The 20,108-nt window shown below is 41.5% G+C and carries 20 protein-coding genes; 5 read left to right on the top strand and 15 right to left on the bottom strand.

Annotated elements, in window-relative coordinates; all coding sequences use genetic code 11:
* Positions 1 to 169: 169 nt before the first annotated feature.
* From Q0A12_RS11480 to Q0A12_RS11465, 4 genes are all read right to left on the bottom strand, one after another.
* A complete protein-coding gene (locus Q0A12_RS11480) occupies positions 170 to 1,480 on the bottom strand; it encodes a DUF438 domain-containing protein (RefSeq protein ID WP_291292784.1) in 1,311 nt (436 codons plus the stop codon).
* A complete protein-coding gene (locus Q0A12_RS11475; RefSeq protein ID WP_291292783.1) occupies positions 1,477 to 1,710 on the bottom strand; it encodes a DUF1858 domain-containing protein in 234 nt (77 codons plus the stop codon). Before Q0A12_RS11475 ends, Q0A12_RS11480 begins: the two co-directional genes overlap by 4 nt.
* 194 nt (positions 1,711 to 1,904) lie before the next feature.
* A complete protein-coding gene (locus tag Q0A12_RS11470; RefSeq protein ID WP_291292782.1) occupies positions 1,905 to 2,633 on the bottom strand; it encodes an ABC transporter permease in 729 nt (242 codons plus the stop codon).
* Positions 2,630 to 3,349 carry an ATP-binding cassette domain-containing protein gene (locus Q0A12_RS11465; RefSeq protein ID WP_291292781.1) on the bottom strand — a complete coding sequence of 240 codons (720 nt, stop codon included), beginning with the start codon at positions 3,347 to 3,349 and terminating at the stop codon, positions 2,630 to 2,632. The genes Q0A12_RS11470 and Q0A12_RS11465 overlap by 4 nt, the downstream gene beginning before the upstream one ends.
* A gap of 94 nt (positions 3,350 to 3,443) precedes the next feature.
* Between Q0A12_RS11465 and Q0A12_RS11460 the strand changes: the two genes are divergently transcribed.
* From Q0A12_RS11460 to Q0A12_RS11445, 4 genes are all read left to right on the top strand, one after another.
* The gene (locus Q0A12_RS11460; protein WP_291292780.1) at positions 3,444 to 4,187 is read left to right on the top strand and encodes a polysaccharide deacetylase family protein; all 744 of its coding nucleotides are present in this window, start codon (positions 3,444 to 3,446) and stop codon (positions 4,185 to 4,187) included.
* A gap of 41 nt (positions 4,188 to 4,228) precedes the next feature.
* Positions 4,229 to 5,206, top strand: coding sequence for an ABC transporter substrate-binding protein (locus Q0A12_RS11455; protein WP_291292779.1), 978 nt, complete (start codon positions 4,229 to 4,231; stop codon positions 5,204 to 5,206).
* A gap of 227 nt (positions 5,207 to 5,433) precedes the next feature.
* A complete protein-coding gene (locus Q0A12_RS11450) occupies positions 5,434 to 5,754 on the top strand; it encodes an arsenic metallochaperone ArsD family protein (protein WP_291292778.1) in 321 nt (106 codons plus the stop codon).
* Between the two features lie 160 nt (positions 5,755 to 5,914).
* Positions 5,915 to 6,454: a serine acetyltransferase gene (locus Q0A12_RS11445; protein ID WP_291292777.1), complete on the top strand. Its 540-nt coding sequence runs from the start codon at positions 5,915 to 5,917 to the stop codon at positions 6,452 to 6,454.
* A gap of 67 nt (positions 6,455 to 6,521) precedes the next feature.
* Here Q0A12_RS11445 and Q0A12_RS11440 read toward each other — a convergent pair whose 3' ends face one another.
* Positions 6,522 to 7,136 carry a type II CAAX endopeptidase family protein gene (locus Q0A12_RS11440; RefSeq protein WP_291292776.1) on the bottom strand — a complete coding sequence of 205 codons (615 nt, stop codon included), beginning with the start codon at positions 7,134 to 7,136 and terminating at the stop codon, positions 6,522 to 6,524.
* 218 nt (positions 7,137 to 7,354) lie between these two features.
* On the bottom strand, positions 7,355 to 8,005 hold the full coding sequence (locus tag Q0A12_RS11435) for a hypothetical protein (protein ID WP_291292775.1): 651 nt from the start codon (positions 8,003 to 8,005) through the stop codon (positions 7,355 to 7,357).
* 85 nt (positions 8,006 to 8,090) lie between these two features.
* Here Q0A12_RS11435 and Q0A12_RS11430 point away from each other — a divergent pair, with 85 nt between their 5' ends.
* A complete protein-coding gene (locus Q0A12_RS11430) occupies positions 8,091 to 8,747 on the top strand; it encodes a cyclic nucleotide-binding domain-containing protein (protein WP_291292774.1) in 657 nt (218 codons plus the stop codon).
* Positions 8,748 to 8,801: 54 nt separating this feature from the next.
* Here Q0A12_RS11430 and Q0A12_RS11425 read toward each other — a convergent pair whose 3' ends face one another.
* From Q0A12_RS11425 to Q0A12_RS11385, 9 genes are all read right to left on the bottom strand, one after another.
* The gene (locus Q0A12_RS11425) at positions 8,802 to 10,244 is read right to left on the bottom strand and encodes a sucrose-6-phosphate hydrolase (RefSeq protein WP_291292773.1); all 1,443 of its coding nucleotides are present in this window, start codon (positions 10,242 to 10,244) and stop codon (positions 8,802 to 8,804) included.
* A gap of 25 nt (positions 10,245 to 10,269) precedes the next feature.
* Complete coding sequence (locus Q0A12_RS11420; protein WP_291292772.1) at positions 10,270 to 11,688, bottom strand: PTS transporter subunit EIIC; 1,419 nt, start codon at positions 11,686 to 11,688, stop codon at positions 10,270 to 10,272.
* A 385-nt stretch (positions 11,689 to 12,073) separates the two neighbouring features.
* Positions 12,074 to 13,072, bottom strand: a complete 999-nt coding sequence (locus Q0A12_RS11415) for a LacI family DNA-binding transcriptional regulator (RefSeq protein WP_291292771.1) — start codon at positions 13,070 to 13,072, stop codon at positions 12,074 to 12,076.
* Between the two features lie 164 nt (positions 13,073 to 13,236).
* Entirely contained in the window at positions 13,237 to 14,547 is a 1,311-nt protein-coding gene (locus Q0A12_RS11410; protein WP_291292770.1) for an NCS2 family permease, read from the bottom strand.
* Between the two features lie 380 nt (positions 14,548 to 14,927).
* Positions 14,928 to 15,527, bottom strand: a complete 600-nt coding sequence (locus Q0A12_RS11405; RefSeq protein WP_291292769.1) for an NUDIX hydrolase — start codon at positions 15,525 to 15,527, stop codon at positions 14,928 to 14,930.
* Positions 15,528 to 15,647: 120 nt separating this feature from the next.
* Positions 15,648 to 16,646 (bottom strand): FUSC family protein, encoded by a 999-nt coding sequence (locus Q0A12_RS11400; protein WP_366031324.1) that lies wholly within the window; start codon positions 16,644 to 16,646, stop codon positions 15,648 to 15,650.
* A gap of 471 nt (positions 16,647 to 17,117) precedes the next feature.
* Positions 17,118 to 18,413 carry an NAD(P)H-dependent oxidoreductase gene (locus Q0A12_RS11395; RefSeq protein WP_291292767.1) on the bottom strand — a complete coding sequence of 432 codons (1,296 nt, stop codon included), beginning with the start codon at positions 18,411 to 18,413 and terminating at the stop codon, positions 17,118 to 17,120.
* A 21-nt stretch (positions 18,414 to 18,434) separates the two neighbouring features.
* Entirely contained in the window at positions 18,435 to 19,040 is a 606-nt protein-coding gene (locus Q0A12_RS11390; protein ID WP_291292766.1) for an NADPH-dependent FMN reductase, read from the bottom strand.
* Position 19,041: 1 nt separating this feature from the next.
* Positions 19,042 to 19,998, bottom strand: coding sequence for an FAD:protein FMN transferase (locus Q0A12_RS11385; RefSeq protein WP_291292765.1), 957 nt, complete (start codon positions 19,996 to 19,998; stop codon positions 19,042 to 19,044).
* Positions 19,999 to 20,108: the final 110 nt, after the last annotated feature.

Below are 20,108 nucleotides of genomic sequence, written 5' to 3'. Positions count from 1 at the left end.
TATACCTTAATACATGTGTAGGATCCTTACACACGTAAAAAGGTATAGCCTGCATGATCAGTAACTACCCAATTGATTGTTTATACTATACTATTTATTTGATTTCCATGCAAGCGTTTTTATCATTTTTTTCTGCTTGGATGTGTTTTGTTGAGTAAATCCCCCATTTTTATTCCTCATCTAACAAGCGACTTTGTCCTTCGATCTTTTGGATCTCTGTGATGTCTTGGGTGACTTCCAGACAGCCTAGATATTTCCCAGTTGGATTTTTCAACGCAAAATAGCGAATATAGATTTTTCGTCCCCGCATGTCAATCCAGAAATCAGCTGTTTCTCTTTTGTCTGACCGAAAATCGTCTAAGATTTTTTGAACGATGTGCATACTTTTAGGGGGGTGGCAATTCACTACTTCTCGACCAATCACTGAATTTGTCCGGGGGAAGACTCGACTCTTCCCTTCAGAATAAAAGCGTACCCGATCTTCATTGTCCACAAACGTCAAATCGACTGGCAATGTTTGGAACATAGCAATCAATTGTTCCAGCTGCAAGGAACCGGTGGGAAATTCAATGGTTTGGTTCGTGGGAGCAGTCATTGTCACTGGCGGTTCAGCGAATTCTTCAAACCCAAGTCCCGCGGCAATACCAGCTGTAGTTTCTTGGGCTTGTTTGATGGCCAATTGACGAGCTGGCTCCCGTTCCAATTCTTTCTCCAGTGACTCTTGGCTTGGTTTCCAAGGCAATGGTTCAGGAATATAAGCAAACCCAATGTCAAAGCTATCTTCCGCGATCCGTTGCCAATCCGCTAAACTGAAGACATCCAATGTCATAGGAACCATGATTTCTTCTTCTTTAAAAATCATTTCTTCAATTTCAGATTTTACTGCCTGCCATTTTTCAGCTAGAGGATTATATGCTGCTTTTTCCGTTGCCAAATACTGGTTCAAATCTTTGATCATTTCGCGAATATCATCGTCGACTCCCCACATGACTTTCGGCGGAGCAGAGATGCCATATTTCTCCATATATGAAAAGATCAGCGTTTCTTTTCTTGCGTAATGCTTGTCGATTTGCAATAGATCCTGTAATGCTGCTTGCAGACGGCTTTTTTGAGACCAGTCGCCGGCTTTGATTTTCTTGAGCAAGCCGTCGATTTCGTCCGTCAATAACGATTGCAAGACTTGGTTTTCTAGCTTGAGGGTATGGACTGGATGCCCTGGTTGTCCATATTCTTCATTTGAATGATGGATTTCGTTGATCGATCCTTTGAAAACTGCCGCATGAATGTTGCATAGACGTTGGATTTCTGAAGGATCCAAGCCGCTTTGGATCAGCGCTTTTTCCGCTGAGGTGATTTCAGTGACATCCACACCATCAAACTCTTCATTGAATAAGCGTTTGGCTTCTTCAAATGAGCCACCTTGATGAAGTAAGCTCAAAATTTCGACGATTCGTTCTTGTCTTTGTTCTTTTGTTCTCATTTGTCGATTCCTTTCACAAGAAAACCTTGGTTTTCAAAGGTTTGCACGATTTTTTCTAAAGGGATTTTTTTCATCTGTGCCCCTTTAGGAATCGTCATATAGCGACCAGCAGTCTGGAGCATGCCGGGTTTATTGATAGCGGTAAAGCCAAGTGTGCTCATTATCTCTTTGATTTCCGGATGTTCTACTACTAAATCAAAGAGGGTTTTTGAAAAATCTACTTCTCTCATTCTTATCCTTCTTTCTAATGAGAATAATTCTCAATCAGTTGATTTTATTATATACGAAATTGTTCACATTTACACTATCATTCCCAAATTTGTCTCCCCTCACTTGGCACAAAAAGAAAAGAACCACTAGATCGCTGCGAGCGAGTAATTCTTTAATAGCAAGATGAAACGCTTGATTTAGTGAGGGAAAATAATCAACTGCGATAGCGACACACCCATTTTTCTAAGGCATCCACCACACCAAAGAAGAAAAAGCCCATCAATGCAATCACGACAATGCCTGACAGCATTTGTTGATAATCCATTTTTGACCAAGCACTTAAAATCAAATAGCCAACCCCATAAGTCGTATTATAGTTTTCGGCAAAGAACAAGGAGGCAAGAGAAATACCGATACTGACTCGCATACTGGCAAACAAGGCCGGCATGATTGCTGGCAAGATCAAGAAACGGATTTGATACAGCGGGTTTTGCGTGTAATTTTGCATCACTTGAAAGTATGTGCTAGGGATCCCTCTCACACCATCGCGAATTGATACCACTACTTGGATGACGATCACTGAAAAAATCAAAATGACTTTTGAGACATTTCCTAAACCAAAAAAGATCATGAAAACTGGTAAAAAAGCGACCTTCGGAATCGGATATAAAAAATATAAGAGAGGATCAATGATTGCAGCGATTTTTGCTCTTCCAAGTAAAATCCCTAGTGGGACACCAATCACCAACGCAAAAAACAGTGAGATCAGGACACGAATCATACTTGCCCCAGCATGTAAGCCTAATTCTGCCCGCAACTGCCAAAATCGTTGAAAGGTTTGATAAGGATCCGGTAAGGAACGATTATTCGCTAACAAGCTGATTCCCCACCATAATAATAGAAACGACACCGCTCCCCACAAAAATGAACGTCCAGTTTTCATCTGTCAGATCCTCTCATCTTTTTTTTCAGCGCTAATGAAAAAGCATAAAAATCCAGGGAATCTCGCCGATCAGCTTGGTGAAAAACCGGGTTTTTGATTTGTTGTATTTGCTGATCTTGAACGAATAAAATGGTCTCCCCAAGATAAGCCGCTTCTTCGGTATCATGGGTCACAACCACTAAGCCATTTTGCAGCCGTTGCTGCTGAGATAAAATCATCGTTTGCGTCCGTTCTTTGGTTTCCTGATCCAAAGATGAAGTCGGCTCATCCAGTAATAAAAATGCTGGAGACGTAATCAACCCTCTCGCCATGGCTATACGTTGCTTCTGGCCGCCACTTAATTGACTGGGAAATCGCTCTTTCACAGAGGGTAATTCGAGTTCTTGCAAGCATGCGGTAACCCTTTTTTCTCTTTGCTCCTTTGGAACTCTTTGAATAAGAAGAGGCATCTCTACCGCTTGATAAACGGTTTGCCAAGGAAATAATCGCAAGTCTTGAAAAACCAATTCGATCTCAGAAGGATCGCTCTCCCCATAATCGATATGGCCGGATTGCGGTTGCTGCCAACCTTTCACCAATGAGAGGAATGTGCTTTTACCAATGCCCGATTTCCCTAAAACAACGTAGGTATGTCCTTTGTCCAATGTTAAATCCAGATTGTTAAAGATTACTCGATCTTGAAAAGAAAAAGTGACAGATTGCAAATTGATCGCCATAAAATAGCTCCTTCATTCTAAAAATAATTGTTCCCTCTTTCACATTCTATGCTATACTGATTGTTGCGAAAAAAAATAGAAAGGGATGCATTTGATGTTCCGTACACTTGTATTTCATGAAATACGGCCGGAAAATGAGCTAAGTGATCAACCACGCCCCATCGAAGTTGCCGATGGCTATCAAGATGCTCTTCCATTGCCGTTATTCAACAGCTGTTCTCATTTTAAACAACAAATTGACTTTTTGAAAGCAGAAAATTTTCACACACTGACTCTGAAGGAAGTCAAAGACTACTACCTTCAAAAGAAACCCTTGCCGGAAAAAGCGATTTTATTGACCTTTGATGACTGCTACCAGTCAATGAAGGAATATGCTTACCCCATCTTGAAAGAAGCCGGCTTCAAAGCAACTGCATTTGTTGTCAGTGGTTGGTTGTTTGCTGATCCTAGTCCTTACCAACCTGCTGTCTCAAAAACATTGAGTCTCTCTGATTTGGACGAGATGAAGGATGTTTTTGAATACGCCAATCATACGACACACTTTCACGAACGAAAAGGAATGATGGGTCGTTCGATGTGGGAATCAGCAGATAAGTTTGCGGCTGACTTAGATCGTTGCAATCAAACTGTAGCTATACAAGATGTTTTTGCTTATCCCTTTGGTTTCTATGATCAACAGACGATCAAAACACTAGAAGCGAAAGATTTTGTCTTGTCATTCACGACGATTCCAGGGTTCAACACCCTAGAAACCCCACCTATGGAATTACGAAGAGACATCATTCCCTTCTCACTGGATAAGACATCTTTTGAAGAATTATTCAAAAAGACCCATTAAGAACATTCCTTCAGGGAATAAATAAGAAAGAGGAACGAAAAATGAAAAAAACCCTTTTATTCACTTGCTTATCAATATTGGCTTTAGGAGTTGCTGCTTGCGGAAATAATGCAGATTCCACTTCAGAAACTAAGACAACTGACACCTCTGCGACAACAGCTAAAGTGACGGATCAAACGTTGAATGTGGGTATCTTGCCAGCAGAATCTGCGATCCCGATTATTTTGGCAAAAGAAGAAGGCTATTTTAACGATTTAGGTTTAAATGTAGAGATCAAATCCTTTACTTCTCCGAACGATCGCAATGTCGCTGTCCAAGCAAAAGAATTGGATGCAACTATCAGTGATGTGATGACGGAAGCAACTTTTAAACAAAATGGCATCGATATGACGATCACTTCAGACATTTTAGAAGATTTCAAAATCTTAGCATCACCAAATTCAGGCATCACGGACATGAAAGGATTGGCTGATAAAAAAATCACGCTTGTACCGAACTTCATTTTAGAATACATCATGGACCAATTTGCTGCAGAAAATGATTTCACTTATCAAGTCGTTGATATTGCTTCCTTTGCTGCCCGCTCCGAAGCCCTATTAAGTGATCAAGTCGATGGCGCTGTCTATACAGAACCACAAGCGAGTATGTTGGCTGCTCAAGGGGCAGTCGTACTAGGCAGTTCCAAAGAAGCTGGCATCAAAGGTGGTACCTTGCAATTTATGACTGACGTGGTAAAAGATCGTCCTCAAGATATTGCCGCATTTTATCAAGCTTACGATCGAGCAATCGATTATATGAACACCCACAAAGCTTCTGAATATGCAGATATCTTAGCAGATTATCAGTTCCCAGATGCCATGAGTACCTACTTAGATAGTCAAAAAGAAGACTATCCTTATGCTGCCAAAGTCCCACAGGACCAACTAGACAAAATCGTTGCTTGGACTAAAGACAAAGGACAAATTGATCAAGCTTACACTTATGATGAATTGACGGACTTCAGTTTCTTAGCCAACTAATTCAGCCCTTTTCTTAACAAGAAACAACACTCGGATCAATCAAAAGACTAGGCGTTTTTGCCTTAAGTGTCCTCTTTGATTGATCCAAGATTTTTTATATAGTCGTTTGCTTGACGAATAGCAGAACACCGCGTATCATTCACAACAGAGTTGCGATTGATACACGGTGTTATTCACTCTGCTGAAACGAGAAGAATCAAAACAAAAGGAAAGGCAGAAAATAGACTATGCCCAAAATTGATCTTTTTTTATTGCAGGAAACAGAAGAGTCAAAATTTTATGAAAATTTAACCCAACCGGAATATTGGCTGCAAGCCTATGAACAGCTCCATGGCGAACCACTCGTCATCCAATGTTCTGTTTTGACTGAGAGTATTTTGCCGTTCATCAATCACCCACTTGTGCTGGACCTTTTACAGAAAGAAGATTTAGCCTGTTTGCCTTTAGTTTTAGCTGAAAATAAACTGTATTGCAAAGGCCGCCTTCTTACGATCAATGAATGGGAAGAACTTACTCATGTTGGTATCTCGATTCAAAGAGCAGACTAATTTCTGATCACAGCTGACTATGAAGTTCACACCAGTCTCTTGCTAAAACTCAATTGAGACAAGAAAAGCTTGCTAAACTGGTGTACCTGTCCGGTCAGCAATTGCAATCGTTCATTGTCATACTTTCTGTAAAAAATCAAAAATGAATGAGGGTGAAATCATGGAAACAATGACTTTTGAAGAATTAATCCAAATCAACTGTTTTTCTGAAGACAAAGAAGAACAAAAGAAAGCTGCTGAATTGTTAGAATATCGTTATGGTTGTGAGATTCGTTGTGGCGAAATGGACCAAAGCGTCCGCTTTGCCCATCACGCTCGCGGTTGTACAATTGTTGCTGCAAAACTTTGCGCCAACGTTGTGATTTTCCAGAATGTAACGATTGGTTCCAATCAGCGCTTTAACCGAAAACAGAATGCCTGGGAAAATCTGGGTACTCCTATCTTAGCAGAAAATGTGATCGTTGCAGATGGTGCCAAAATTCTTGGCCCAGTCATCATCGGTGAAAATACTGTGATTGGAGCAGGTGCCATTATCACTAAGGACATTCCTGCCAATAGTGTAGCCTTTGGCGCCAATCAGTACAAACCAAAAAATCCCGACTTCGATCTTATCATCAATGACCAAAACATCTCTGGAGAAGAGATCCTGCGAATCAATGAAGAACGCGTAGCTGCATTTAATCAGTCACATCAACGCTAAATCAATGTTCATCTAGCAATCAATGTCGTTATCAAGCGGCGTTGATTGCTTTTTTTCTGCTAGCGGATCACCTGATTATCGCTAGCAAGACAACCAAGGAATTATAAGCAATATGAGCAAAGACTGACTCCCAGAGATTTTTGTTGCGTAAATAGACGATTGTTAGCCAAAACCCAATAATAAAGTACGGTATTAACAAAAAAATTTTACCATTTGCATTAACAATATGTGCCATCGAGAACCACAACAGACTGCACAATGTCGTAAGAATTCTCAACCATTTTTTCCTGCCGGTATAAATGAGCGTGTAGCGATAGAACATTTCTTCGAACAATGGGCCTACTACTAATGCACCTAAAAGAAAAGGAAGCGATCTTTGAGACGGTGGATAATGAAAAATCATTGAACGCTCACCCGGAAAGGCAATCAGGTTGAAGATAACCGTGGATAAAATAATCGCTGTAGGTGCCAGCAAGCCTATTTTTATCAATGAGAGAACCTTCAGTTCTTTTAAACGATCCAGTAAATACCTGTAAAAAAGGAGCACAAAGAAAAAAAGCAGCAATAGCTTGGCGCCTAATTCATGATAGCTCATTAAAAACTTTGCATAAGAAGAAGGAATACCGTGTATGGTTATCCCTTTCCAGATAATAACAGCCAAAAGAAAAAGTAGTTTCTTCAAGTCTCCACCTCTTTTTGAGTAATTTCGATAGCATAGCCCGATACCTTACTTCACATTCAGATGATAAAACGCCCCTTTCCGATCCCCGCTTTCTCATTGACCGGCTTTTGAACGTTTTTCAGATCACTTTCAGTATTTTTTTAACTATACCATAATTATACATATTAATAAAAAAACAAACAACATTCATCCGAGAGAATGAATGTTGTTGAACCTTGTCACTGACTGATTTGTTTTTTAGAACGGACAGAAAAAGACCGTTCTCGTGACCATGAGATGGCACCGGATAACAAAAATAAGCTAATAACCGTTCCTTCTCTTACAACCAGTGGAAATGAAAAAACTGTAGAAAGGCCGATTGATGTAAGGACACACAATACATCGATTCCATAGCGGTACTGTTTAAAGGAAAAACGACTTCTGTCTGCCATCAGTTGACAAAAATTTTCAATCGGAAATTTCAAGTGATTGAGTCGCAACACTTGTCCCGTAGCCAGTCCCGAAATCAAGGTTCCGACAGTAAAACATAGAATTTGTGACGCATGATTGGGCAACGTCAGTTTAGGTAGTACGCCATACAAAATGCCATTGACTAAATTACCAAAGAAAAGCAATGCTACCACCAGAATCAAATAGTTGCGCCACTTCTGATAGCGGCTTTTGTGACCATGATCTAGTCCCCAGCAAGTCACCAAGAAGAGCAAATTGATGGCTGTTGTAATGGTTCCGACTTTGATTCCTGTGATTGTAGATAGTGACACATTCAAAGAATTAAAGCTGCTTACACCAACTGCTGCTTTAATCGTTAAGCTGATCCCTAATGCGCTAATACCATAGAAGACCAGTGACCAAAAAAGGGTTCGTTTCATTTGAGCACTCCTTTCAGTTGTTCCTCCATTATGTGGTATGCTAAGAAAAACAACTAGGAGATATCTCCCAGAAAGAGAGAAAAAAATGAAACGAACCCTTTATCCTGTTGCCAAAAAGTTTCATCAATTGGACTTGCCTTTTTCCACTGAAACATTGCAGCAATCGTATATTTATGAATTTTCCCATAATGAAATCATTCAAGAAGAAGCCGGGATGATCACCCACTTGTACGTGATTCTTCAAGGAAAAGCAAAGATCATTAAATCTCAAGCTAATGGCAAACGATCGATCTTACAATTTTTGCATCCCAAGGATTTCATTGGGGATTTGACCTTAGTCTCCGCGGAAAAGACGACCAAAGAAGTTTTAGCCATCGGTCCGACGGTTTGTTTAGCGATCCCCATTGATCATGCCAAGCAAGTGTTGATGGAAGACATTGGTTTTGTCAAAATGATCAGTCGTTATATTGGCGATAAATTAATTAGACGGATGGAACATTTTACCATCAATCAGACCTACCAATTGAATTATCGCTTGGCACTTTTGCTTTTGGAAGTAGCTGTCGCGGGAATTTATCAAGAAAAACTGACCGAAACCGCGGAATATCTCGGGGTCAGTTATCGTCACTTGACCTACACGTTAAAAACATTCAAAGAAACGGATTGTGTTTCTCGTGAATCCGGGGGCTACCGCATCAATGAAACAAAGCTTAAACAATGGATTCAATCGATACAGAACTAGCTGACTCCTATGTTCTTTTTCCCCGTTTCTTAGCTGGTTGCTCCTACTTTTTCGCTAGGTTGAGAAGGGCCACAGTTGAATCGCCAAATTGCCAGCCCCTGAGAAGACGATTTGATTTTGCTCTTTTTGCGGATATAGTCTGGAAGTAAAGGTATACTCGCCGTCGTTTAGGAACACTTCAATCGATGAAGTGTCCATGAACACGTGGATCTGTCGTAGCTCTGGCAGTTGAATGCTTCTCTTTTTTCGGCCATAGCCGGAAGGACCATGAGAAAGCGAAAAAGTTTGCCCATCATAAGAGAGGGTCGTGTCTTGGCGCAAGCGAATCTGCAGTTTTTCTCTCTGCTGGGTTAGCTCCACCTGCAGTTCATAGACCTCACCAGCTAATTCCGGAGCGGCAAATGTATCCTTTAACTCGACGTTCCAAGAAAGATGCCTTCCCCGCAATTTTTGCTGTTCTGGCAAGGGTTGTTGGAGCAATCGTTGCCCGTTGAAGCGCAATTCTCGCGGCAATGTCGCCGCATGCTGCCAGCCTCGGGAAACGGTGGGATTCGAATATTCAGGGCTGGTGTCCCCTAGACCCATCCAGCCCCATAACAATCTACGTCCTTTTTGGTCCAAGAAGGTTTGCGGAGCATAGAAATCAAAGCCCCAATCCAATTCTATGAACTCCGATGTTGGCTTAAATTTCAGGTTTTCCCAATCGACTTCTCCTAATAAATAACCAGACTGGTATAAATTATTGAAAGCATATGCCTGTGGATCTACTCCTTGTGGTGAAAAAAGGAGGATATCTTGTCCGTCAAGTTGAAAGAAATCAGGACATTCCCACATATAGCCCAGTGAATAATCATCCCCAAAAAATATCCCACGATACCTCCATTGGGAAAGATCCTCGGATTGATAAATCAAGATCTTTCCTTCGCTTTCCCGGGTTCGAGCCCCTAAAATCAGATAATAATGTCCCTCTTTTTCAAATACTTTTGGATCCCTGATATGATCGGTAAACCCTGCAGGATAGGCTTCATGCGGGATCACTACTTCTTGTTTTTCAATCGAATACCCATCACTGATTACATGGACCGTATGTTGTTCTCTGCCACTAAAAGTATAATCATGGTCCCCTTCTTTTTTCACATTTCCGGTATAAAAGAAATGGATCCGATCATCCTTTACAATCGCACTGCCAGAATATACACCATTTCGATCATAGGAATGTTCCGGTGAAAGAAAAATTGCTTCTTCTTTGAAATCTACCAAATTAGTTGAGGTTTTATGCCCCCAATGAGGGGCTGCTTTTCCTTCAGGATTTAGAGGAACATATTGGTGATAGAAGTGATAAACTCCATTAAACTGACAAAGTCCATTGGGATCATTCATCCACCCGGTTTCCGGCATCAAATGAAAGTGCAGTCGCCAGTCGTCTTGGGCGATCTTTGCTTTCAGTTCCGCTTGTTTCTCCAATTCTTGATCGGTTTCTTTGGCACACAAATCCATCTCCTACTTTCTTTTCGACAATTTTCTATTCAGTTTCTATTGCGCTTACTGTTTGAAGGTCATCCTCCATCGTGGTTTCTTCATTCAATTCAGCAGAAATCTTTCTTCGCTGCAGTTGAACGCAGGCAAAGCCTACACTAAATGCTATCAGGATCACTGCAATATATTTCAACATGGCGCCGAAATCTCCCGTATACAACAGCAAGCCAGGAATAAATGTGATACCCATTCCGGTTGCTGCCAATTGGAAGATGTAGGTCATCAAGCCACCAATCGCACCGCCAACCATGCCAGAAGCAAAAATGCGCAAGGAACGAAGATTGATCCCAAACAATAAGGGTTCCGTAATTCCGAACAAGGTTGGTACAGCTGCACTAATGGCATTGGAACGTTTCACTTTGTTTCGGTAAAGGAAAGCTGCTGCAATCGCTGCCCCAAATTGCCCTGCCATACTCGCTGTTCCCAAAACTTGCAGAACATTCTCTCCTGAAGTATTCAATAAGCCAAGCTCGATGATGCTCAATGAGTGATGCAGACCAGTAATAACGATCAATTGCTGAACCGCTGCATATAAGATATAGCCAATCCCAAAAGGCGCTTGTACGAGGTAAACAATGCCGTTGATCACTGCTTTTTCTGCAACTTGCAAAATGGGCCCTAATGCAAACAATACTAATGTCAGCGTTACTACGATAGTCAAAAATGGGGTGACGACTAAATCCATCATTTGCGGCACAAATTTTCTAAAACCTTTTTCTAATTTGGAAACAAGCCAACCAACAATAATTGCGGGAAAAATCGAACCTTGGTATCCTGAAATAGAAAGACCGAACAAGTGAAGGGGCTGTGCATCGCCACTGGCAACTACCCAAGCATTGGGTAACTGAGGTGCTACCAGCATCAACCCAACAACGATCCCGATGATCGGATTACCGCCAAATTTTTTGGTGGCGCTGTAAGCAATCAATACCGGTAAGAAGGCAAAAGCCGTATCCGTTAGCATTTCAAAAAGCGCGTACCAGTCCGCACTAAACGGAACCCCTAATTCAACTAGCAGACCGCGGATCCCCATCAAAAGTCCGGTTGTAACTAATGCCGGAATCAATGGCACCAACACATCAGAAAGAGTACGAACAACTTTCTGAACCGGCGTCAGATTGGAATAAACATCTTCTTTAAAGTTTGCTTGCTGTTCTTTGCCCATTGTTTGAGCAAAAGCCTCATAAACTTCATTTACCTTTCCTGTACCAAAAATAAATTGATGCTGTCCTGTATTAAAGAAATAGCCTTTGCTTTCAGAAATGTTTTCTGCCTTTTGCTTGTCTAGCAACGAGTCATCTTTCAAAATAATGCGTAGTCGAGTGGCACAATGCTCGTAATTTTTGACATTCTCCCTACCACCCACTGCTTGGAGCAACTGATCAATGATGATTTGATCTTTCATTTTAATTTTCCTCCATTTCAACTCACTTCATTTTGTGGAACCGGTTCTACAAACACAGAGTAACAGAAACCGTTTGCAAAATCAACCCGTTTATCAAAAAAAAGGGACGATGACATAAGTCATCTTCCAACAAGTTAAACCGAACCCTATTCTAATGCGATAGATCCCTCAGACTTTTGCGACGAGGAGCCACTGCACCGCAGGAGCAATAAAAGGAACTCTGACATAAGTCATCTTCCAACAAGTTAAACCGAAGCCTATTCTATTGCGATGGATTCCTCGGACTTTTGCGACGAGGAGTCCCTGCACCGCAGGAGCAATAAAAGGTAAGGTTCGGATAGTGTTACTTGTCGGAGACTTATGGCACAGTCCCTTTCACGAAGCATTATGGTATTTGTTTTATGGGTATCGTTGATTGTTTGATCACCAGTTGATTCGGCAACTTGATCAATTCTGGCACTTGAACTTGTTGGATCAACTTCTGGATCGTTTCCACTGCATCGATGCCCAACTGGTGGTAAGGGTAGTGAGTAGTCGTAATGGTGGGAAAGACATAATCGGTCGAGTCATAGCCGCCAAAACCACTTAGTGAGAAATCCTCTGGTACTTTTAAACCTAACTCGTTGGCTGCTTTCAATACCGCAACAGCAATGTTGTCCGTGGCACAAGCTAAAAAGGTTGCTTGATTTTTTTTCAGAAACGAGCGCGCTTTTTGATAGGTTTCACTTCTGGAAAAAGACGTTTCGATAAAAGCCATTTTGGTCCCTTCCCTTTGCGCGACCACATCGGTAAAACCTTTTTTTCTCAAGATCCCTACTGCTTCGTCTTTTTCTGTCACCCCGATAAACAAAAACGAGCGATGGCCGAGATCAAGTGCATACTCTGCCAGTTTCTCTCCTGCCAGATAATCATCATGGACAATCGAATGGATCCCTTGTAGGTGTTGGCCTAGCATCAATACAGGGACGGTCAATTGTTGCAAGACTTGTGCCAACTCACTCGTGATCTCTCTGGCCAACATAATGATTCCAGCAACTTTTTGTTTGACCAACATCTCAATATTTTCTAATTCCCGCTGTGCATTTTGATTGGAGTTGGTGATCAGTAATTGATAACCGTTTTTTCTAGCTGTTTCATCGATTCCCTCCAAGACACTGTTGGTGGAAGGCGAGTCCAGCCTTGGAATGATCACTCCCAGCAGTTTTGTGTCTTGTGCTTTTAAACTACGGGCAAACGTATTGGGCCGATAGCCGGTCTCTTCAATAATTGCATCAATTTTTTTACGGGTTTGCTCGCTAACATATCCGTTATTCAAATAGCGGGAAACGGTGCTTTTCGCAACCCCAGCTTTTTCAGCGATATCTTTAATCGTTACCGTTACCATAGTCACCCTACTTTGCTTTTTCTTTTATTATACCAAGAACTGAAACAAAAATAAGCACTGATTCTCTTTCAGATGTCGTTCACTTCATCAAAAGACAGGAAGCCACAAAAAAAGACGCTTGCTACTCATGAAAGAGCCAGCAAGCATCTGTTTATTTCTCGTGATCAAACGTTCAAGATCCACATAAAACCAATAAAGACAAAGAATAGTACATACATGATCGGTGAGACTTCTTTACCACGTTTGGCCGCAATCATTGTGATTGGATAGAAAATGAAACCTAGCGCGATCCCGTCAGAAATACTATAAGTCAAAGGCATGCCTAATAAAATCAGAAAAGAAGGAATCGCGATTTCCATTTCATGCCATTTGATTTCTCTTAGTGATTGCGCCATCAATACCCCAACTACGATCAGTGCGGGTGCTGTGACTTGAGAGGTTACTACTGATAAAAGTGGAGAAAAGAAAAGACCAAACAAGAAGAAAATCCCGGTCGTCACAGCTGTTAAACCAGAACGTCCGCCGACAGCGATCCCTGCTGAAGATTCCACATATGCGCCTACTGGAGAAGTTCCTAGTAATGATCCAGCCAACATCGCTGTCGAATCTGAAGCCAATGCTTTCCCCACACGAGGCATCTTATTGTCTTTCATGAAACCTGCTTGATTGGCTAAGCCAACTAATGTACCGGCAGTATCAAAGAAAGTTACCAATAAGAAAGTCAATACGACGACCCACATTTGCAATGTGTTAATATCACCGATATGCTTCAATGCAACTAAAAAAGTCGACGAGATACTTGGTGCTGCCGAAACGATCGAACTTGGAGCTTGGATCAAACCTGTTACTAAACCGAGAATGGTCGTTGCGGCCATTCCGATGAAAATTCCACCGGGTACTCGACGAACCATCAACACGGCTGTGATGATCAAACCAAAGATCGTTAACCAAGTCGTTCCTACACTAAGTGACCCTAATGCAACCAAAGTTGAATCATCAGAAACAATGATCCCACCTTCACTCAGACCAAGAAAAGCAATAAACAAACCAATCCCGCCAGAAATTGCATATTTTAAATCGGAAGGAATCGCATCAATGATCATTTCACGCAGTTTAAAAATCGTGATTGCAATGAAAATCAGCGAAGCGACAAAAACACCGGCTAGTGCTGTTTGCCAAGGTACACCCATTCCGATACAAACGGAATAAGAAAAGAAGGCATTAATTCCTAATGCTGGAGCTGTTGCAATCGGATATTTTGCCAAAACCCCCATTAAAATACAGCCCAAAGCACTTGCTAATGCCGTAGCGGTAAAAACGGCACCTTCATCCATCCCCGAAGCGCCAAGCACTGTGGGATTGACAAAAAGAATATAGGCCATCGAAATAAATGTCGTAAACCCTGCCAAGAGTTCTCGCTTGATGGTGGTGTTGAGTCCATCCAGCCCAAAATACGAGTGAAGCACATTTTTCATTTTTTGAATCCTCCATTATTCAGAGAGCGTTTTTTCCTGCTGTCTGAATCATTATTGAAACAACGAAATCAATGATATACCAACTTCCTCTTCAAGTAAACAAACTTTTCTAAAAAATTTCAGGACGTTTTTCATTAACACTGCAGCTGACAAAAATCAAATTCTTTCCCTGAGAAATGCCTCGTACTTCTCGATTGTACCACCGGAATAGCAAAAATAAAAAAAGTCTGTACTGGCAGAAACAAAAATAAGCAGCCAAAGAAGGAGACTCGTTTCTACAGATTTTCTACAGAAACGAGTAATCTTACCTGACATACCAAAAGGCCAGGTTTTCTTTCGCTGACTTATTTGTTTAGATTGTCGACTTTGTCTGTGAATGCTTAATCCACAAAAACTTGTTTTTCTGACATCAAGATTTTCAATTGTTCTGCTGTCGTTCGTTTTATTGACAACGGCGGCAACTCTTCCAAGGCAAAAAAGCCACTGGCAGAGGTTTCGCTATTTGTCACAAAAGAACCTGCTTGGATCGAACAGGCAAAGACGAACTTATAATATTGAAACAATTGCGGAATATCTTTCCGCAAATTGGTGTCAAATACAGCCGCTAACTTGTCGACTGCAACTACCAATCCAGTTTCTTCCAACACTTCTTTAATAACATTTTCTTTCGGTGATAGCCCGACTTCTGCATAGCCACCAGGTAAAGACCACTCTTTGGTATGGATGTCTTCCACTAGTAAGACTTTATTTTCCTGACGAATCAATGCCCGGACATCCACTTTTGGTGTTGGATAGCCTTCATTGGTGTCCAGCATAAGTTTGAGCTCATGGAGGGATTCCCCCGTTGATTGACTCATTAGTGCCAAAACAATTTCTTTCATTTCTGCATAACGCTCTTGATCATAAATATCTTTGCCATAATAAATACCGGCATCCGCGATCGCTAAGAGTCGCTGATACTTTTCAAAAATCTCTTCCATTGGATTCCCTCGCTTTTTTGTGTCATGTACTCTTCTTTATCATAATGGAAATCTAGTCAGATAGAAAGCCGAGCAGTCAGCGCCAAAAACACAGTCCTTCATGGAGAGATGCCCAATCACTCATTCTTTATGATAGATCATACTTTGCTGGATCTGCTTTAACGCAAAGTCCATCAGAAAAATCAAGCCCATTGCCAATAAACTACCGATCAAAATGCCTGAAAAACGCCAAGGAATCAAGTGCAGCGGCACAAAACTACTGCCGATGGTCATCAATAACAAGACTTGCGGATTGGTAAAGAAATTGGCGATCGTATAATTGATGGGCATGAAATACTCCGTCAACACATTCAATAGAATCAAGATAGCCGCTTTCGCTTCTAAAGGCAGATCCAGCGCCATCAATAAGAACCCTAGCAAGATCCCCACAAGGCCACCTAGTACCCTGCCAATCGTTCTTTTTTTGATATTTTCCATATGTTCCCCTGCCAGCACTGCGGCGGCTGAGATCAAGATCCAGTACCCATTACTTCCCCTTAATAAATAGCCAGTATACGTAGCGATAAATAAAATCATTGAAAAATGCAGCGCTTTTAAAATCATTTCTGGTTGGTGATACAGTGCCACGTAATATTTGTCAGTAAGAGAAAGCTGCTGAAAACGATCTTTAGGTAAACGAAACGGCAATCTTTCGGCAGCAGAAATCAGTAACCCTGCTGCTAATGAGCCGACTATGCCATACAAGAGGTAAGAACTTTGATGAAGAATGGCGAATAATGATTCAGTGATATTCTGGGCATGATGGTGAAAATTGAATCCTGTGGCATACAGCATCAGGACAAAGAAATAATCTGGCTTGGGTAAACGGTAGATTTTGGAAAGTAAAAAAGCGGTAAATGATAAACAGCCAATGATAAATGGGGCACTCCATGGGATCAATGACGTAACCGCGCCTAGGATAAAGGCACTTAATAATGCAGCCCCATGAATAAGAATTGCTTTGATATTGTAGCTGAACGAACGGTGCTGAAAAGCCAAATAAGAAAATGCCCCCATGGCCCCTACCGAACAAATCAGCGGGTCCTTTGTTAGGATCCCAGTAATCAAAGGCACAGCCATTGCAATCCCAGAACCTAATGGGCGTAATAGTTTCGTAGTTAAAATCACGACATTCCTCCTCTTGCCATTATGACCGGCAAATTTTTTATGTATCTCTCTTGTGGTATTTTTGTTGTATTTATCCTAGAGCATTCTTCTTAGGAACGAGTGTGATTGGGCAAACGTTAATGAAAAAAATTGGTGTGGCAAAAAGCGGGGCAGGCTTATTCTTGGAGACATCCACGTGCAAATGACTAGCAGCGAAATCGACCTTCCTAATCAATTATAGGAATGAAAACAGAAAGATGCAAATTTTTCAAGAAATTTTCCGCAAAATATCTTTTCATTCTTGATTCATCTTAAAAGACATCCCCTTCCACAGAGCAAAAAGGACAGGGCTGGCAGTAAAAAAGACCAAAACATTCTGAATCCACCAAATGATGGCTTCAGCTCGTTTTGATCTAATCGGATTTTTCTGATTGGCTAGAGGGCTTATTTTACAGAGGCACTCGCGACGGCATCGACTGCAACAGCAGGTGCAGCATCCGCTGCACTGGCTGATTCTGTTTGGTCTTTTACAGAAGCACTTGCAACAGCATCTGTTTTTTCTTCATGAACAGAAGCACTCGCGACAGCGTCTGTTTTTTCTCCATGAACAGAAGCACTAGAGATAGCATCTTCGTTTCCCACCAATTTTTGACCGGTTTGTTGCAAATACCATTCAATAATCGGTTTGAAATCTAGAATATACTCGTTGATCCCTGCATATTCGCCATTTTCATCGTGCATGGCTTGGTAATTATGGACGATGTATTTTTCTGGAACCTGTTTCGGTACATGAACACGAACTGCATCCGTAGCACCACTCCGAAGTTGTTGGATCACCCATTCCACATTTTTATATGATTTTTCAGGATGACAGTTTGCTAATGGATTGCCCACTTGGCCGGGAACACGAGCTGCCAACATGTCCTTGGCTTCTTGACGTAAGTTGTAATACAAGAACTGATTATTGCTATCCGCAAAAGTCAACTCCATCGGCATTGAGTCTAAAAAGTAATTGATTTGATCGACGGTCAATAATCCCCGGTTCAACTGAACATAGGTATTTCCAGAAACAGCCCCCACGGCTTCTGCAGCTTTCTCAAGCCATTGATCATCAGACATATCGACACCTTCCACCGTGGTAGCAATCTTTCCAGTCGCATGCAAATCTTCAGGTGGCAATTGTTTAGGTCCAGCTAATGCAGAGACCACATTAATGAATTTGACGAAGCTTGCTAATGTGCTGCCCAGAAAATCAATCGTTCGTTGATCCATCAAATTGCCTTCTTCATCAAACGCTTCTTTTGACTTCCCTAGTAAAAACTCATTGCCTGGCATCACAAGTGCGTTGACCCCTGGGGCATCCAAAATTTGCCGCAAATGCAACTGTGATCGAGAAGTTCCTTGATCATAATAAGAAGCCCCAACCACCATTACGGGTTTATTTTCAAGGGGATGGATCTTAAATGACAACCATTCTAAGACACTTTTCAAACCAGCAGGCACGGTGTGATTGTGTTCTGGTGTAGCAATGATCACGCCATCAGCTAAAATGATTTTTCGATTCAGTTGTTGGATTGCTGGACTGTTCGTTTGGTCATCATCTTGATTGAATAATGGCAAATCTTTGATTTCGACCAGTTCCAAAGTAAAAAGTTCGTTGAACTGTTTTTTGATAAATCTTAATAATTTTCGATTGGTTGAAACTTCTGCTGTTGATCCGACGATACCGATTAATTTCATCTTTTCTATCTCCTATCGCAATTAAATGGTTTCCCAAGAAAAATTTTCTGCTTCGCGTTTATTGGCTTGATGGGCATGCTGTAACTGGCTTGTGATCGTCACGAACAAGAGGAAATCACTAAATAGTTCCCGCAATTTTTTTACTTGCTCTTCTTCTTTCAAACGTCCTTGCTCATCAAAAGCTTGTAATGAATGACCCAAAAGAAATTCTGAACTCGGCATGATCCGTGCTTTTAATTCCGGTGAATCTAAAATCTGCCGCAAGTGAGCCTGCGCTCTAGAAGATCCTAGCGTGCCATAAGATGCCCCTGTAATCATAACGGGCTTGTCAACAAAGGGAAAAATACCATAAGAAAGCCAGTTCAATGCATTGATCAACGAAGCTGGCACGGCATGGTCGTATTCCGGTGTGCTGATGATTACGCCATCTGCCTCTTCAATTTTCTCTGCAATCCTTTTAACTTTTTCTGGCAACTCATGGTCTTCTGGTTTATTGAATAAAGGAAGACCTGTAATTTCGACAAGTTCGATCTCCGCTTCACTGGCAAAAAAGTTTTTCATGAAGTTTAAAAGATCGCGATTCGTTGATCGTGATGAGTTGGTTCCTACTAAGCCGATAAATTTCATTTTAAATATTCCTTTCCAAATCATTCTCTTTGATTCCTGATGTGTGTATTACTTGGTTCTCCTTGGTCACAAGAATTCCTTCTAAGCCAGATTGATTCGTTAGTTGAGCCATTATCTGAGGGAGTGATAGACCGAATAAGCGAGTGGTCCAGATTTCTCCTTCCAACGATGACTGAGAAATAATGGTTAGACTTGCTAAGTCGCTTTTCGTTGGAAATCCTGTTTTGGGATCGATGATATGGTGGTAAACGGAGGTGCCTTGCTTTAAATAGCGTTCATAGATACCAGAAGTCACAAGCGAAGCATCCTTGATTTTGATGATTTCAAGAGACTGTTGCCGTGCTCCTTGGGGATCTCTAATGCCGATGCGCCAAAAACCGTCCTGGTGGTTAGGAGCCGATCCGTAAGTCACGATATTTCCGCCTAAATTGATCAATACATAGGTCGCCTGATTCTGCTGACAGTACATTCGCAATTTATCCGCAATGTAACCCTTAGCCAGTGAACCGAGATCAATCAGCATCCCCTTCTTTGCTAAGAAAACACTTTGCTCTTGCTCATTCAGATGTATTTGCTGTGGATCGGTCAAAGGTAGCAGTGTATTTACTTCTGAGGGTGTGAGGACTTTTGCATCTGTAAATCCGATCCGCCATTTCTGAACAAGCGGTCCGATGGCAATGTTCAACTGGCTGTCTGCTGCACAACTATGATCTTTGCCGATTTTGATCAGTTCAAAAAGTTCTGGATCGACGACCACAGGATGTTGACCAGCTGCATGATTCACCGCCATTAATTCTGAGTTTGCGTCATTGGCGCTAAACCGTGCTTCATAGTCAAGCAACAGGCCTTCTAGTTCTGTTAACAACCATGCTGGATCTTCGTGGGCGACTTTTAAGGTGATGGTTGTTCCCATTTGATAAATGACCCTTGTTTCTTCCCGTAGAACCCTCTGGCTCATTGTATCCCTTCTTTGCTCTAAAAAACCGGTCGTTTGTCCGCGTTTTTTGTAAGTTTTTTCACAATCAAAGAATACTCCGCTAAAACATTTTTGTCAACAAAATTATATAC

Origin of the sequence: Enterococcus sp. (assembly GCF_022711995.1) — a bacterium.
Classification (GTDB): Bacteria; Bacillota; Bacilli; order Lactobacillales; family Enterococcaceae; genus Enterococcus_D.
The sequence above is the reverse complement of the archived record's forward strand: the minus strand, read 5'-3'. Positions and strand labels throughout refer to the sequence as shown.